At 75.0% G+C, this 15,022-nt stretch carries 11 protein-coding genes; 7 read left to right on the top strand and 4 right to left on the bottom strand.

The genetic code is table 11. The features are described from left to right. Window positions 1–253 precede the first annotated feature (253 nt). From glgX to treZ, 3 genes are read left to right on the top strand one after another with little or no spacing between them, the layout of a single operon-like run. On the top strand, window positions 254–2,485 hold the full coding sequence (gene glgX, locus KJP73_RS04435; protein WP_213281590.1) for a glycogen debranching protein GlgX: 2,232 nt from the start codon (window positions 254–256) through the stop codon (window positions 2,483–2,485). Beyond that, window positions 2,482–5,013 carry a malto-oligosyltrehalose synthase gene (gene treY, locus KJP73_RS04430; protein ID WP_213281589.1) on the top strand — a complete coding sequence of 844 codons (2,532 nt, stop codon included), beginning with the start codon at window positions 2,482–2,484 and terminating at the stop codon, window positions 5,011–5,013. The genes glgX and treY overlap by 4 nt, the downstream gene beginning before the upstream one ends. Next, complete coding sequence (gene treZ, locus KJP73_RS04425) at window positions 5,010–6,833, top strand: malto-oligosyltrehalose trehalohydrolase (RefSeq protein ID WP_213281588.1); 1,824 nt, start codon at window positions 5,010–5,012, stop codon at window positions 6,831–6,833. The genes treY and treZ overlap by 4 nt, the downstream gene beginning before the upstream one ends. Before the next feature lie 77 nt (window positions 6,834–6,910). Here treZ and zapE read toward each other — a convergent pair whose 3' ends face one another. Then, a complete protein-coding gene (zapE, locus tag KJP73_RS04420; protein WP_213281587.1) occupies window positions 6,911–7,960 on the bottom strand; it encodes a cell division protein ZapE in 1,050 nt (349 codons plus the stop codon). Between the two features lie 62 nt (window positions 7,961–8,022). Here zapE and KJP73_RS04415 point away from each other — a divergent pair, with 62 nt between their 5' ends. Together KJP73_RS04415 and KJP73_RS04410 are read left to right on the top strand one after the other, a co-directional pair. Beyond that, window positions 8,023–8,811, top strand: coding sequence for a dihydrofolate reductase family protein (locus KJP73_RS04415; RefSeq protein WP_213281586.1), 789 nt, complete (start codon window positions 8,023–8,025; stop codon window positions 8,809–8,811). Between the two features lie 10 nt (window positions 8,812–8,821). Further along, window positions 8,822–9,307 (top strand): hypothetical protein, encoded by a 486-nt coding sequence (locus tag KJP73_RS04410; protein ID WP_213281585.1) that lies wholly within the window; start codon window positions 8,822–8,824, stop codon window positions 9,305–9,307. Between the two features lie 108 nt (window positions 9,308–9,415). Here KJP73_RS04410 and KJP73_RS04405 read toward each other — a convergent pair whose 3' ends face one another. Next, complete coding sequence (locus tag KJP73_RS04405; RefSeq protein WP_349628282.1) at window positions 9,416–10,687, bottom strand: hypothetical protein; 1,272 nt, start codon at window positions 10,685–10,687, stop codon at window positions 9,416–9,418. Then, a complete protein-coding gene (gndA, locus tag KJP73_RS04400; protein ID WP_213281584.1) occupies window positions 10,684–12,123 on the bottom strand; it encodes an NADP-dependent phosphogluconate dehydrogenase in 1,440 nt (479 codons plus the stop codon). The genes KJP73_RS04405 and gndA overlap by 4 nt, the downstream gene beginning before the upstream one ends. 113 nt (window positions 12,124–12,236) lie before the next feature. On the opposite strand from gndA, the gene KJP73_RS04395 reads away from it, so the two are divergent. After that, on the top strand, window positions 12,237–12,818 hold the full coding sequence (locus KJP73_RS04395; RefSeq protein WP_213281583.1) for a DUF3000 domain-containing protein: 582 nt from the start codon (window positions 12,237–12,239) through the stop codon (window positions 12,816–12,818). 306 nt (window positions 12,819–13,124) lie between these two features. Next, on the top strand, window positions 13,125–13,553 hold the full coding sequence (locus tag KJP73_RS19690; RefSeq protein ID WP_213281582.1) for a response regulator transcription factor: 429 nt from the start codon (window positions 13,125–13,127) through the stop codon (window positions 13,551–13,553). A gap of 40 nt (window positions 13,554–13,593) precedes the next feature. Here the strand turns inward: KJP73_RS19690 and KJP73_RS04385 are convergent, their stop codons facing one another. Beyond that, window positions 13,594–15,006 (bottom strand): PQQ-binding-like beta-propeller repeat protein, encoded by a 1,413-nt coding sequence (locus tag KJP73_RS04385; RefSeq protein ID WP_213281581.1) that lies wholly within the window; start codon window positions 15,004–15,006, stop codon window positions 13,594–13,596. Window positions 15,007–15,022: the final 16 nt, after the last annotated feature.

The following is a 15,022-nucleotide window of genomic DNA, read 5'->3' as shown; positions in this document are numbered from 1 at the left end:
CGATAGTCCGACGGGGTGAACGAGGGGCGCAGCAGGGGTGAACCATGCGTTTCCGGGGCCCGCGCGGGCTCCCCCGCGGGCCTCGCGCCCGCCGACGCGACGCGCGCTGTGCCGTCCCCCTGTCGTCCTCGCGTCGCCCCTGTGTCGTCCCCAGGCGCTCCGTTCGTCCTGCGGACCTGGGGTGTCCACTGGCACGCTGTGCCATGGGCACGTCGTGCCCGAGCACCAACGGCCCTGCGGAGGACTGACGCGCATGAGGATCTGGCCCGGACGCCCCTACCCCCTGGGCGCGACGTACGACGGGAGCGGCACGAACTTCGCGCTGTTCTCGGGTGTCGCCGAGCGGGTGGAGCTGTGCCTCTTCGACGAGGCCGGCAACGAGACGCGGGTCGACCTGCCCGAGATGGACGCCTTCGTGTGGCACGGCTACGTGCCGGGGATGCAGCCCGGGCAGCGGTACGGCTACCGCGTGCACGGCCCGTACGACCCGGCCCAGGGGCACCGGTGCGACCCCTCCAAGCTGCTGCTCGACCCGTACGCCAAGGCCATCGACGGGCAGATCGACAACGACCCGTCGCTGTACTCGTACACGTTCGGCGCGGAGGGCGAGCGCAACACCGAGGACTCCGCCGGCCACACGATGACGTCGGTCGTAGTCAACCCGTACTTCGACTGGGGCCACGACCGCCCGCCGCAGCGCGAGTACCACGACTCCGTCATCTACGAGGCGCACGTGAAGGGCCTGACGCAGCTGCACCCGGCCGTCCCGGAGGAGCAGCGCGGCACCTACGCGGCCCTCGGGCACCCGGCGGTCATCGAGCACCTCACGAGCCTGGGCGTGACGGCGGTGGAGCTCATGCCCGTGCACCAGTTCGTCAACGACCCGTCGCTGCAGGACCGCGGGCTGTCGAACTACTGGGGCTACAACACGATCGGCTTCTTCGCGCCCCACAACGGCTACGCGGCGTACGGCACGACCGGCCAGCAGGTGCAGGAGTTCAAGGGCATGGTCAAGGCCCTGCACGCCGCCGACATCGAGGTCATCCTCGACGTGGTCTACAACCACACCGCCGAGGGCAACCACCTGGGCCCGACGCTCAGCTTCCGCGGCATCGACAACGCCTCGTACTACCGGCTCGTCGACGACGACCTCGCGCACTACTTCGACACCACCGGCACCGGGAACTCGCTGCTCATGCGGTCCCCGCACGTCCTGCAGCTCATCATGGACTCGCTGCGGTACTGGGTGCAGGACATGCACGTCGACGGCTTCCGGTTCGACCTCGCGGCAACGCTCGCCCGGCAGTTCCACGAGGTCGACCGCCTGTCGGCGTTCTTCGACCTGGTCCAGCAGGACCCGATCATCTCGCAGGTGAAGCTCATCGCGGAGCCGTGGGACCTCGGCGACGGCGGCTACCAGGTCGGCGGGTTCCCGCCCCTGTGGTCGGAGTGGAACGGGCAGTACCGCGACACCGTGCGCGACTTCTGGCGCGGCGAGCCGTCGACCCTGGCGGAGTTCGCGTCGCGCCTGTCCGGGTCCTCCGACCTGTACGAGCACAGCGGCCGCCGGCCCATCGCGAGCGTCAACTTCGTCACCGCGCACGACGGCTTCACGCTGGCCGACCTCGTGTCGTACAACGAGAAGCACAACGAGGCGAACGGCGAGGGGAACCGCGACGGCGAGAGCCACAACCGGTCCTGGAACTCGGGCGTCGAGGGTCCGACGGACGACCCGGAGATCAACGACCTGCGCGGCCGGCAGCAGCGGAACTTCCTCACGACCCTGCTCCTGTCGCAGGGCGTGCCGATGATCGCGCACGGCGACGAGCTGGGCCGCACCCAGCAGGGCAACAACAACGTGTACTGCCAGGACGACGAGCTGTCGTGGGTGGACTGGGAGCTGGACGACGCGCGCACGACGCTGCTCGACTTCGCCCGCCGCGTCGTGCACCTGCGGCGGGACCACCCCGTGTTCCGGCGCCGCCGGTTCTTCGCGGGCGCCCCGGAGCGCGGTGGCGAGTCCGACCTGCGCGACATCGCGTGGCTCACGCCTGGCGGTCAGCACATGTCCGACGCGCAGTGGCAGGAGGAGTTCGCCCGCGCCGTCATGGTGTTCCTCAACGGCGACGCGATCGCCGAGCCGGACCTGCGCGGAGAGGAGATCGTCGACGACTCGTTCCTGGTGCTGTTCAACGCGCAGCCCGAGCCGACGACGTTCACGCTGCCCGACGCCGAGTACGGCGAGACGTGGACGGTCGCGCTGGACACCGACCACCAGTACGAGGTCGGGGACCAGGTGAAGCACGGCGCGGAGGTCCGCCTGGAGCACCGGTCCACGGTCGTGCTCATGCGGCCGCCGACCCAGGCGATCGACCCGGTCACCCAGGCACCCTCGGAGCCGGAGCGCCAGGCGCAGCCGAACCCGGAGCGCGAGGGTTCCACGCTAGGTTCCTCCCCGGCGCCCGAGCCGCGGTCCGGCCGGTGAGCGTCGAGCGCGGACAGGAGCCGCGCACCCCGACCCGACGCCTGCCCGCCCCCGGCCGCCCGGTCCCGACGTCCACCTACCGCGTGCAGCTCGGCGCGGACCTGACGCTGGACGACGTCGCGGAGCGGGTGCCGTACCTCGCGGACCTCGGCGTCACGCACGTGTACCTGTCGCCGATCCTCACCGCGGCGCCGGGCTCGACCCACGGGTACGACGTCGTCGACCACGACGAGGTCTCCCCCGTCATCGGCGGCGAGCCGGCCCTGCGCCGGCTCGCCGACCGCGCCCACGCCGCGGGGCTCGGGCTGGTGCTCGACATCGTGCCGAACCACATGGCCGTCCCCACCCCGGTGTGGCACAACAAGGCCCTGTGGTCCGTGCTCGCCGAGGGTCCCGAGTCGCCGTACGCCGGCTGGTTCGACGTCGATTGGTCCGCGGGCCAGGGCGACGTGCTCATGCCCGTCCTGGGCGACCGCATCGGCACGGTGCTCGCGTCGGGCGAGCTGCACCTCGAGCACGAGGTCGTGCCCGGCCAGGGCGACGAGCCGCAGCCCGTCATCCGCTACTACGACCACACCTTCCCGGTCCGGCCGGGCACGGAGGCCCTGCCGATGGCGGAGCTGCTGGAGCGCCAGCACTACCGCCTCGCGTACTGGCGGGTCGCCGACGAGGAGCTGAACTACCGGCGGTTCTTCGACGTCGGGACGCTCGCCGCGATCCGGGTCGAGGACCCCGCTGTCTTCGACGCGACGCACGCCCTGGTGCTGCGCCTGCTCGACGAGGGGGTCATCGACGGCCTGCGCATCGACCACCCGGACGGCCTCGCCGACCCGGGCGGCTACCTCGAGCGGCTGCGCGAGCAGTCGGGCGGCGCCTGGGTGGTCGTCGAGAAGATCCTGCAGGGCGAGGAGGAGCTGCCCGCCGACTGGGACACCGCCGGCACCACCGGCTACGAGGCCCTGTGGCGGATCCAGCAGGCGTTCGTCGACCCGGGCGGCGGCTCGCTGCTCGGCGCCCTCATGCACCGGCTGACGGGCGAGTCCTCCGACGCGCTGCCCGAGCTGATCGACCAGGCCAAGCGGGAGATCGTCGACCGCGCGCTGTACGCCGAGGTCTACCGCCTGACCGAGCTCGCCGCCGCGGTGTGCCGCGACGACCTGCGGCTGCGGGACCACACGTGGCGCTCGCTGCACGACTGCCTGGTCGAGCTGCTGGTCGCGATGGACCGGTACCGCGCCTACGTGGCGCCCGGCCACACCCCGCACCCCACCGACATCGACGCCCTGGATTCCGCCGCCCGGATCGCCCGGGAGCGCCTGACGCCGGAGCGCGCCGAGACGATGGACGTGCTCGTCGACCTGCTGCTGGGCCGCGAGGTCGGCAGCGCCGGCCGCACGCGCGACGCGCGACGCGACGAGCTGGTCGTGCGGTTCCAGCAGACCTGCGGCGCGGTGATGGCCAAGGGCGTCGAGGACACCGCGTTCTACCGGTGGACGCACCTGGTCGCCCTCACCGAGGTCGGCGGCGAGCCGGGGCGGTTCGCCCTGTCGCCCACCGAGCTGCTCGCGTGGGCGTCCCGGGCGCAGCAGCAGACGCCGCTGGGCATGACGACCCTGTCGACTCACGACACCAAGCGCAGCGAGGACGTCCGGGCCCGGCTCGGCGTGCTGTCCGAGCTGCCGGTCGAGTGGGCGGAGCTCGTCGGGCGCCTGCGCGCGGCGTCGGCGTCGTTCCGCAGCACGCTGCTCGACGGCCGGACCGAGAACCTGCTGTGGCAGACCCTCGCCGGCACGTGGACCGCCGACGGCCCGATCTCCGTCGACCGGCTCACGGAGTACCTGACCAAGGCCGTCCGCGAGGCGAAGGACCACACGTCGTGGACCGCACCGGACGAGGCGTACGAGCGCGCCGTGCTGGACGCCGCGACGCAGGCGCTGCGGGACGAGCGCGTGGCGGAGCTGTTCGGCGAGTGGGAGCACCGCACCCGCGACGCCGTCCGCGCCGCCACGCTCGGCCAGAAGCTCGTGCAGCTGACGCTGCCCGGCATCGCGGACGTCTACCAGGGCACCGAGGTGCCCGCCGTGGCGCTCGTGGACCCGGACAACCGCCGACCCGTCGACGCCGACGCGCTGGCCGCCCGGCTCGCCCGGCTCGACGAGGGCGCGGGGCCGCGGGACCTGGCCGACGAGAAGCTGCTGGTCACGTCTCGGGCCCTGCGGCTGCGACGGGACCTGCCGGAGGCCTTCGTCGGGCCGGGGGCGGGCATCGTCCCGCTGGCGCACTCGTCGGGCCACGTCCTGACGTACGCCCGGACCGCGGACGGGGAGCCGCGGGTCGCGGTGGTCGCGACGCGGCTCGCGGCGATGGTCGACCGGCTCGGCGGCTGGGCGGACCACACGGTGGCCCTCCCCGAGGGCGAGTGGCACGACGTGCTGGCGGACCGGCGCGTGGACGGCGGGGTGCAGCCGCTGGCGGCGCTGCTCGACCGCCTGCCCGTGGCGCTGCTGGTGAGGAGGACGGACGCATGACGCAGGCACCCGAGCGCCGGCCCGGCGAGGTCTGGGCGCCGCAGGCGCGCACCGTGGCGCTGCACCTGCCGGCGGCGGACGACGCCGGCGCCGAGACGGTCCCGCTGCGGGCCGCCGGTGACGGCTGGTGGGTCCCGGACCGCGACCTGCCGCACGGCACGGACTACGCGTTCGTGCTGGACGGCGGCGACCCGCGCCCCGACCCGCGCGGTCCGTGGCAGCCCGCGGGCGTGCACGGACCCAGCCGCGTCTTCGACGCCTCCCGGCACGACTGGGCCGACGGCGGCTGGGCCGGGCGCGACGTGCGCGGGGCGGTCGTCTACGAGCTGCACGTGGGGACGTTCACGCCCGAGGGCACGCTCGACGCGGCCGCCGCGCGCCTGGACCACCTGGCGTCCGTGGGCGTGGACGTCGTCGAGCTGCTGCCCCTCGCGCCGTTCAACGGCACGCACGGCTGGGGTTACGACGGCGTCAGCCTGTACGGCGTGCACGAGCCCTACGGCGGGCCCGCGGCGCTGCAGCGGTTCGTCGACGCCGCGCACGGCGCCGGCATCGCCGTGTGCCTCGACGTGGTGCACAACCACCTCGGGCCGTCCGGCAACTACCTGGGCGAGTTCGGCCCGTACTTCACCGACGCCCACCAGACCCCGTGGGGCGCGGCGATCAACCTCGACGGCGACGGCGCGGAGCACGTGCGCCGGTGGATCGTCGACAGCGCCCTGCGCTGGCTGCGGGACTTCCACGTCGACGCCCTGCGGCTCGACGCGGTGCACGCCCTGGTCGACGACTCCCCGCGCCACGTCCTGGCGCAGCTCTCGGACGAGGTGGCGGAGCTGGCCGCGCAGGTCGGGCGGCCGCTGTCGCTGATCGCGGAGGTGGACCTCAACGACCCGAAGAGCGTGACCCCGACGTCCGAGGGCGGCTGGGGCATGACCGCCCAGTGGGCCGACGACGTGCACCACGCCCTGCACGCCCTGCTCACGGGCGAGCGGCACGGGTACTACGTGGACTTCGGCTCCCCCGCCACGCTCCGGCAGGCGATGACCGGCGTGTTCGTGCACGACGGCGGGTACTCGACGTTCCGCGGCGAGGACTGGGGCCGCCCGGTCCCGCCGGAGGTCGACGGCCACCGGTTCGTCGTGTTCGGCTCCGACCACGACCAGGTCGGCAACCGGGCGCTCGGCGACCGGCCCAGCGCGGCGCTCGACGACGGCGGCCTCGCGGCGACCGCGGCGCTCGTGCTGCTCTCGCCGTTCACCCCGATGCTGTTCATGGGCGAGGAGTGGGGCGCCCGGACGCCGTGGATGTACGTCACCGACCACCCGGAGCCCGAGCTCGCGCAGGCCGTGCGCGAGGGGCGGGCCCGGGAGTTCGGCGGGCACGGCTGGGCCGAGATGTACGGCGAGGACGAGGCGACGTTCCACGTCCCCGACCCGCAGGACCCCGCCACGTTCACCGCGAGCCGCCTGGACTGGACCGAGCCGGAGCTCCCCGGGCACGCCCGGATGCTGGAGTGGTACCGGACGCTGACCGCCCTGCGCCGGGAGGTCCCGGACCTCGCGTCCGGCGACCGGCGGGCCACGGACGTGACGTGGGCGCCCGACGGTGCCGAGGCGGACGGCGCGTGGCAGGACTGGCTGGTGCTGCACCGCGGCGACGCGCGCGTCGTGGTGAACCTGGCCGGCTCGGAGCGGGTCGTCCCGCTGGGCACCGACGCGCCGCTGGAGGTGCGGGCGTCGTGGAGCCAGGCCCGGGTGCTCCCCGGCGAGGGCGAGACGCACGTGGCGCTCCCGGCGCGCTCGGTGGCGGTGCTGGCCTGATCGGGCCTGCCCCCTCTGGCCGGCGCCCGTCGCGGTCCCGGCCAGGGGTGCAGGCCTGATCGGCCCGACCCCGCGAGTCAGGCCCGGGCCGCGGCCTCCTCGCGGCCGCGCTCGGCCAGCGCGCCCAGGCGGGACAGCGCACGGAAGTACTTCTTCCGGTACCCGCCGGCCAGCATCTGCTCGGTGAACAGGGCCGACTCCCCCGCCCCGCCGAGCAGCACCGGGACGTCGCGGTCGTAGAGCCGGTCGACCAGCACGACCAGCCGCAGCGCGACGTCCTGGTCCGGCACGGGTCCGACGCCGGTGAGCCCGACGAGGTCCACGCCGTCGAGCAGGGCGCCGTACCGGGACGCGTGCACCGTCGCGAGGTGCTGCAGCAGCGCCCCGAAGTCGTCGAGCGTCGCGCCGGGCACCCCGGCCACGGCCGCGCGCACCGCGTCGTCGTCCAGCCCAGGGGCGTCCGTGACCGTCTCGCGGCGCCGGTAGTCGTGGCCGTCGATGCGCAGCACCTCGAACCGGTCGGACAGGTCCTGGATCTCGCGCAGGAAGTCGTCGGCCGCGAAGCGCCCCTCCCCGAGGGACTCCGGCAGCGTGTTCGACGTGGCCGCGAGCGCCACCCCGCGGTCGGTGAGCTCGCGCAGCAGCCGGGACATCAGGACGGTGTCGCCCGGGTCGTCCAGCTCGAACTCGTCGATGCACACCAGGCGGCGCGTGGCGAGGGCGTCGACGGTCGGCCGGAACCCCAGGGCGCCGACCAGGTTCGTGTACTCCACGAACGTCCCGTACGACGACGCGTCCGGTCCGACCGCGCTGGCCAGCGACGCGAGCAGGTGGGTCTTGCCGACGCCGAAGCCGCCGTCGAGGTAGACCGCCGGCACGGCCGCGGGCTTGCGGCGGAACCACCGCAGGCCGCCGCCGGAGGGCGCGGTGAGCGTCGCGGCGACCTCCCGCAGCCGGGTGACCGCGGCCTGCTGGCTCGGGAACCCGGGGTCCGGCCGGTACGTGTCGAACGACTCGTGCTCGAAGTGGCGCGGGGGCACGCGCTCGGCGAGCAGCCGGTCGGGTGCCACCTCGGGTCGCCGGGCGGCGAGGCTGGCCGTCGTCGGCGTGGCGGGGCTCGGGGTCACGGCCGCATAGCCTAGGCCGGGCGGGCCGCGGGGGCGACACGGGCCGGGCTAGCCTGACCGCCATGCCCCGTGAGCTCCCGCCCCTGGACGTGCTGCTGCCCCTCGACCGCTCCGGCGTGACGCTCGCGCCGGAGCCCGGCGAGCCGGTGCTGCACGACCTGTACGCCCACCCGGCGCCCCGGCCCGGCAGGACGAGCGCGGTGCGCGCGAACATGATCGCCACGCTCGACGGGGCGGCGCAGGGCCCCGACGGCCGGTCGCGCAGCATCAACGGCCCGGCGGACTGGCGGGTGTTCCGGGTGATGCGCGCCGTCGCGGACGTCGTGCTGGTCGGTGCGGGCACGGCCCGGGCCGAGGGGTACACGCCGCTCGCCGTGCCCGCCGACCTGCGCGAGGCGCGTGCCGCCCGGGGCCAGGCGCCCGACCTGGAGCTGGCGGTCGTCACGGTGTCCGGCGAGCTGCCGCCGGGGCTGCGCGGCACGGACCGGCCCCCGTACGTCGTCACGTCGCGCGCGTGCCCGACCCTCGACGCCCTGCGCGCGGAGGTCGGCCCCGACCGGGTCGTGGTCGCCGGCGGTGCGACCGTGGACCTGCCCGCGGCGCTGGCGGCCCTGGCCGGGCGCGGCCTGACCCGGGTGCTCGCCGAGGGCGGTCCGCGGCTGCTCACCGACCTGGCCGCGGCAGGCCTGGTCGACGAGCTCTGCCTCACCTCCAGCCCGCTGGTGGTCGCCGGGCCGGGACTCCGCGCGATGCAGTCCCCCGACTGGCTGGCGCCGGTGCCCGCCCGCGCGGCGCACCTGCTGCACCACGACGGGATGCTGCTCGGGCGCTGGCTGCTGGGCGACCGATAGTCTCGGACGCGTGACCGACACCATCCTCGTCCTCACGGAGGACACCCTGGCCTCGGCGGACGTCTCCCACATCCTCTCGCTGCACGACGGCGAGACCCTGGAGTACCGCGTCCTCGTCCCCGCCGACACCGAGCGCAACGTCCTCGTGTCGCTCGTCGACCAGCTCAGCCTCGGCGAGCTCCGGGAGGCGCTCGACACCGTGCTGGGCCGCGAGCCGAAGCCCACCCAGGCCACGGCCGACGCCGCCGAGCAGCTCGCCGAGAGCCTCGCGGCGTTCGCGGAGGCCGGCGTGACCGCGACCGGCACCGTCGTCGACGACGACCCGCTGCCCGCCCTGCGGGCCGCCGTCGCGGCCGAGGGCGCGCGGGAGGTCGTCGTCGTGACGTACCCGCACGCACTGGAGGACACGTTCCACCGGGACTGGGCGTCGCGCGCCCGCGAGGAGCTGCACGTCCCCGTGCTGCACCTGTACTCGGGCACGTCCGAGCTGGGCTGACGCGCCCCGGACGCACGACGGCCGGCCCTCCCCCACGGGAAGGCCGGCCGTCGTGCGTGCTGCCGGGGCTCAGAACCGGTGCTCAGAACCGGTGCTCAGAACCGGTGCTCAGAACCCCGTGCTCGTGACCTCCGGGTAGTACCGGCGGAACTTGCGCACCTGGTTCAGCGCGGCCGCGAAGGCGTACCAGCGCCGGCGGGGTCCGGCGTCCCGCGCGTACCGCAGCGGGTGCGCGACCCGCCCGGCACGGATCAGCCCGCGAACCTTCCCGGCCAGCGCCGGGTCCAGCACGTACTTCAGCAGCAGCCGGTGCGGGAGGATCGAGTACAGCACCTCGGTGTCGACCACCACCGGCTCGACGGCGCGGTCCAGCACCCGGTCCTCGACCAGGAACCGCGTGGGGTTCGCCCCGGCGGCCGTCACGTAGTAGTTGTTCCGCCCGATGCGCGGGTTCACCTCGAAGAACCGGAAGGCGCCGTCGCGCGGGTCGACCTTCACGTCGAAGTTCGCGAAGCCCACGTAGCCGACGCCCCGCAGGAACGTCGCCGCCTGCTCCAGCATCGCGTCCTCACGCGTCACGACCATCGCGGCGGGGTTCCCCAGCCCGGACGGCGTGTGCTCCTCGAGCAGGACGTGCGCCGAGCACAGCAGGGTGATCGACCCGCGCCCGTCGACGTACGCGGTGATCGACCGCATCTGGGTGTCGTCGCCCGGGATCATCTCCTGCACGACGAACCGGCCCCGGAACCCCGCGCCGCGCAGCGACGCCCACAGCGCGTCGAGCTCGTCGGGCGTGGAGATCTCGAAGACCTTCTTCTTCCCCGGGAACGTCACGTCCTGGTAGTCGGCGCTGCTGGCCGCCTTGGCGATCAGCGGGTAGCCGACGTCCACCGGGACCGGCGCCCACGCGGGGTCGTCGGCCAGCGCGAAGTCCTGCACGATCGTCCGCGGCACCGCCAGGCCCAGGTCGGTCGCGATCTCCGAGAAGGTCGCCTTGTCCGACAGCCGGTCCAGCAGGTCCTCCGAGAGGAACGGCACCACGTAGTGCGGCTCGAGCTCGGCGCGGTGCTGCACGACGACGCGGACCAGCCAGTCCGAGTTCGCCAGCAGCACCAGGCGCCTGCCGGCCTGCTCGCGGGCGACCCGCAGCAGGGCGTCGACGAGCTGCCGCGGGTCGTGCCCGTCCTCGACCAGCACGTTGTCGAGGATCCGCGAGTGCGCGACGGGCCCGAGGGCCGCCCCGCTCACGACGATCGACCGGACGCCGTACTGCTCGTGGAACGCGCGGGCCAGGGCGTACACGCCGATGTCGGCGCCGAGCATCACGGGCTGCAGCCCGTCGACGCCCGTCGCCGCCGGCGTGGTGTCCGGCGCGCTCACGCCTCGTGCTCGGCGCGGTCGCCGGACCACTCGGTGTGGAACGTGCCCTCGCGGTCGGTGCGCCGGTAGGTGTGCGCGCCGAAGAAGTCGCGCTGCGCCTGGATCAGCGCGGCGGGCAGCCGCTCGGCGCGGACCGCGTCGTAGTACGCCAGGGACGACGCGAACGCGGGCGTCGGGACGCCGGCCAGCGCGGCGTGCGCGACGACCCGGCGCCACGCCGGCACGCCGTTGCCGACCGCGCCGGTGAAGTACTCGTCGGCCAGCAGCAGCGGCAGGTCCGCGTCGCGCTCGTAGGCCTCGGTGATCCGGTTGAGGAACCGCGCGCGGATGATGCAGCCGCCCCGCCAGATCCGGGCCATCGCGCCCCGGTCGATGTCCCAGCCGTTCTCGGCGGAGGCCGCCGCGATCTGGTCGAACCCCTGCGAGTACGCGACCACCTTGGAGGCGTAGAGCGCCAGTCGCACGTCCTCGATGAATGCCTCCCGGTCGGGCACGTCCAGCGGCGCGACGTGCGCGGGCAGGGTGCCGCGGGCGGCGGTGCGCTGCGGCACGGAGCCGGAGAGCGCGCGGGCGAAGGTCGCTTCCGCGATGCCGGTGATCGGCACGCCGAGGTCGAGGGCGTTCTGCACCGTCCAGCGGCCGGTGCCCTTCTGCTCCGCCTGGTCCAGCACGACGTCGACGAACGCCTGCCCGGTCTCCGCGTCGACCTGGGACAGCACCTCGGCGGTGATCTCGATGAGGAACGACTCCAGATCGCCCTCGTTCCACGTCCGGAAGATGTCCGCGATCTCGGCGGCCGACGCGCCCAGCCCCTGCTTGAGCAGGTCGTACGCCTCGGCGATCAGCTGCATGTCGGCGTACTCGATGCCGTTGTGCACCATCTTGACGAAGTGCCCGGCGCCGTCGGGGCCGACGTAGGTGCAGCACGGCACCCCGTCGACCTTCGCCGAGATGTCCTCGAGGATCGGGCCCAGCACCTCGTACGACTCGCGCGAGCCGCCCGGCATGATCGACGGGCCGTTCAGCGCGCCCTCCTCGCCACCGGACACGCCGGACCCGACGAAGTGCAGGCCCTTGGCCTTCAGCGCGGCCTCGCGGCGGCGGGTGTCGGGGAAGTGCGCGTTGCCCGCGTCGATCACGATGTCGCCCTCGTCCAGCAGCGGCACCAGCTCCTCGATCACGGCGTCGGTCGCCGCGCCGGCCTTGACCATCACGATGATCTTGCGCGGCCGCTCCAGCGACGCGACGAAGTCCTCGGTGGACGCCGACGGCACGAAGGTGCCCTCGTCCCCGTGCTCGGCGACCAGCGACTCCGTGCGGCTGTTCGAGCGGTTGTGCACCGCGACCGTGTAGCCGTGCCGGGCGAGGTTGCGGGCCAGGTTGCGGCCCATGACGGCCAGGCCGGTCACGCCGATCTGTGCGGCAGGTGCGGACATGCGCGGGTGCTCCTTCGAAGGCGGTGCCAAGGCACCTTCACCCTAGTGCTGGCCAGGGACGTCCGGCGTGCCGCGACCGCCGCCCGGGCAGCGGCCCCCTACGCTCGGCTGCTGTGAGCACCGGCCCCCGAGACGCGCCACCGGAGTTCCTGCGCGCGCTGCGGTCGCTGCGGGGCGTCACGCTGCGCCCGGAGGTCTCCCTGGAGGAGGCGCCGGGCCCCGCGCGCATCGCGCCGTACACCGCGGCGCTGGTCGCGGACGTCCGCGCGAGCCGCCGGGACCCCGACGCCGAGGAGCTCGCGTCCGGCCGGTTCGTCGTGCTGCACGACCCCGCCGGCCAAGAGGCCTGGGACGGGGCGTTCCGCCTGGTCACGCTGGTGCGCGCGACCCTGGAGCCCGAGGTCGGCCAGGACCCGCTCCTGGCGGAGGTCGCGTGGACCTGGTTCACCGACGCCCTCGCCGGTTCGGGGGTCGACGCCCGCGCGGCGGGCGGCACCGTGACGCGCGTGCTGTCCCAGTCGTTCGGCGCGCTCGACGAGCGCCCGGAGCTGTGCGAGCTGGAGCTGCGTGCCTCCTGGACGGCGCGTGACGAGGACCTGGCCCCGCACCTGGAGGCCTGGGGGGTCCTGCTGTGCACCGTCGCCGGGCTGCCGCCGCTGCCCGAGGGCGTGGTCGCGCTCGGACCCCGGCACTGACCCGGGTGACGCCGCAGGTGGCCGAACCCGTGACACCGGGGTCACGAGCGGGTCACGATGTCACCCGTTCCGCTCAAGACACGAGTGCGCAGGACCGATAGGGGGAGCAAGGAAGTGGACCGTCAAGGGGGCACAGCAGTGAGCATCGAGCCGATTCGACGAGGTCCCGGCCTCGCGCCGGGTTCCGCGCCCGGTGCCCGCGCGGCCACCCTCGCGCCCCAGGTGCGCCGCCCCGGCGCCCCGGCGACCGCCCCCGGTTCCACCCCTGGATCGGCCCCTGACCCCCGCCGCCGCGGCCTCGGCCAGATGTGCGTCGTCGTCACCGAGCTCGCCGAGGGCGACGGCCAGATCCTGGTCCGCAACCTGCGGCGCCGGGGCTCCGGCCGCGTGATCCTGCTCGCCCGCCGCGCCGGTCGCCGCGACCTCGTCGGCCTGCTGACCGGCGGGCTGCGCGGCGCGGTCGCCACCGAGCCCAACGCCGTCGTCGGCCCGGCTGGCTCCGCCCCCGGCGCGGTCCCGTCGCCGTTCGCGCGGTCCCGCCCCGACCTCACCACCCGCGAGATCAGCGTCCTGCGGCTCGTCGCCGACGGCTTCAGCAACCGCGCCATCGGCGAGGAGCTCGGCCTGTCGGCGCTCACCGTGAAGAGCCACCTCGCGCGGATCTCGCGCAAGCTCGGCACCGGCGACCGCGCGGCGCTCGTCGCGATCTCCATCCGGACCGGCCTGCTCGCCTGAGCCCGGCACGCCGCACGGCTGGCCCACGACTGCTCCGCGGCTACTCCACGAGCACGGGCCGCCCCGTCCCGAACCCGAGCAGCACGCCGCCGACGGCCCGCACGTCCGTGAGCCCCTCCGGGAGCGGCTCCGCCCACCGCCGGTCGCCGTCCCGCAGGCCGTAGGCGGCCAGCACGGTGGCCCCCGCACGCCCCGGGTCGTGCTCGGTGCGGAGCAGGTGCACCCCGTCGGTCATGAGCGCGGGGCCGGCCCGGGTCCCGGCGGCGGTCGACCAGACCGCACGCCCGGTGGTCGCGTCGACCGCCCACAGCCCCTCGCGGTCGGTGCCGTAGAGCAGGCCGTCGAGCAGCACGAGCGGGCCCAGCCCGTCCACCTGCGCGGGCCGCTCCCACAGCACCTCGCCGCTCGCGGCCGCCACCGCGCGCAGCCGGCCGCCCGCGCCGGCGTCGACCCGGGCCAGGAGCAGCACGCCGGGGGCCGAGCCGTCGTCCGGCTCGACCGGGACGGGCGCGCCGTCCGCGCGGGCGGTCCCCCGGCCGTCGGGGCCGAGCAGCCGGGTGACCGCGCCGCCGTCGACCGCGACGAGCTGCTCGCCGCGCAGCAGGCGCAGGTCCTGTGCGGCGGCGACGAGCCGGCCGTCCACCGCGTCGAGGGCCCAGGTCCCGGTGCCGCCGGTCACGTGCACCCGGTGGCCCGCGACCACGACCGACGGGTCCGGCGCGTGGCCGACCAGCCGGCCCGCCGGGTCCGCCAGCTCGACGTGCCAGCGTGACGCGCCGGTCGTCAGGTCCGTGGCGTCCACCACTGCCGCGTCACCCACGCGGGACACCGTGACCGCGACGTCGTCCAGGACGACGACGGAGGACGCCCGCGGGAGGTCCGGTGCCGGCACCTCCGCGCGGGCGGTGACGTCGACGAGCACCAGGGTGGCGACCGGCTCGAACGACGCCTCCCCGAACGTGCGCACCGACGTGAAGCTGCACCACACCAGCGGCCCGGCGGCGTCCCCGCACGTCGCGCCGACCGGCTCGCGCCCCCGCGGGTTCTCCTCGCCACCGGCGGCCACCCGCCAGCGCTCCCGCCCGGTGGCGGCGTCGATCCCGACCACGGTGCGGGCGGCGCCGTCCGGGCCCTCCTCGGCCGCGACCACCAGCCCGCCGCCGAGCGGTGCCGACGTCACCACGCCCGTGGAGGCCGGGTCGCCCCAGTCCCGCGTGGTGAGCGGCGGGGCGACGGTCGTCCCGATCACGCCGGGAGTCTCCCGCAGCCGCTCCGCCACCGCGCGCTCCTGCGCACCGGACGCCGCCTGCCACACCACGGCGGCCAGCACCACCGCGACGGGTACGGGCCACCAGCGCCGCAGGACCCGGAGCACCCGGGCGCGCCGGGCGGTGCGTGCCGGCCCGGGATCGGCGCCGCGCGCCGGGGCCTCGACGAGCTCGACGTCGTCCATGCGTCCCTGCCGCGCG

The organism is Cellulomonas hominis (assembly GCF_901521055.1).
GTDB classification, from domain to species: Bacteria; Actinomycetota; Actinomycetes; order Actinomycetales; family Cellulomonadaceae; genus Cellulomonas; species Cellulomonas endometrii.
Note: the sequence above shows the minus strand (reverse complement) of the source record. Positions and strands in the feature narration are given on the sequence as shown.

Bases quoted from the DNA above. Each gene is read 5' to 3' on its own strand.
- KJP73_RS04385 (WP_213281581.1), bottom strand. From the start codon at position 15,006: ATGGACGACGTCGAGCTCGTCGAGGCCCCGGCGCGCGGCGCCGATCCC.
- treZ (WP_213281588.1), top strand. From the start codon at position 5,010: ATGACGCAGGCACCCGAGCGCCGGCCCGGCGAGGTCTGGGCGCCGCAG.
- gndA (WP_213281584.1), bottom strand. From the start codon at position 12,123: ATGTCCGCACCTGCCGCACAGATCGGCGTGACCGGCCTGGCCGTCATG.
- KJP73_RS04415 (WP_213281586.1), top strand. From the start codon at position 8,023: ATGCCCCGTGAGCTCCCGCCCCTGGACGTGCTGCTGCCCCTCGACCGC.
- glgX (WP_213281590.1), top strand. From the start codon at position 254: ATGAGGATCTGGCCCGGACGCCCCTACCCCCTGGGCGCGACGTACGAC.
- KJP73_RS19690 (WP_213281582.1), top strand. From the start codon at position 13,125: ATGTGCGTCGTCGTCACCGAGCTCGCCGAGGGCGACGGCCAGATCCTG.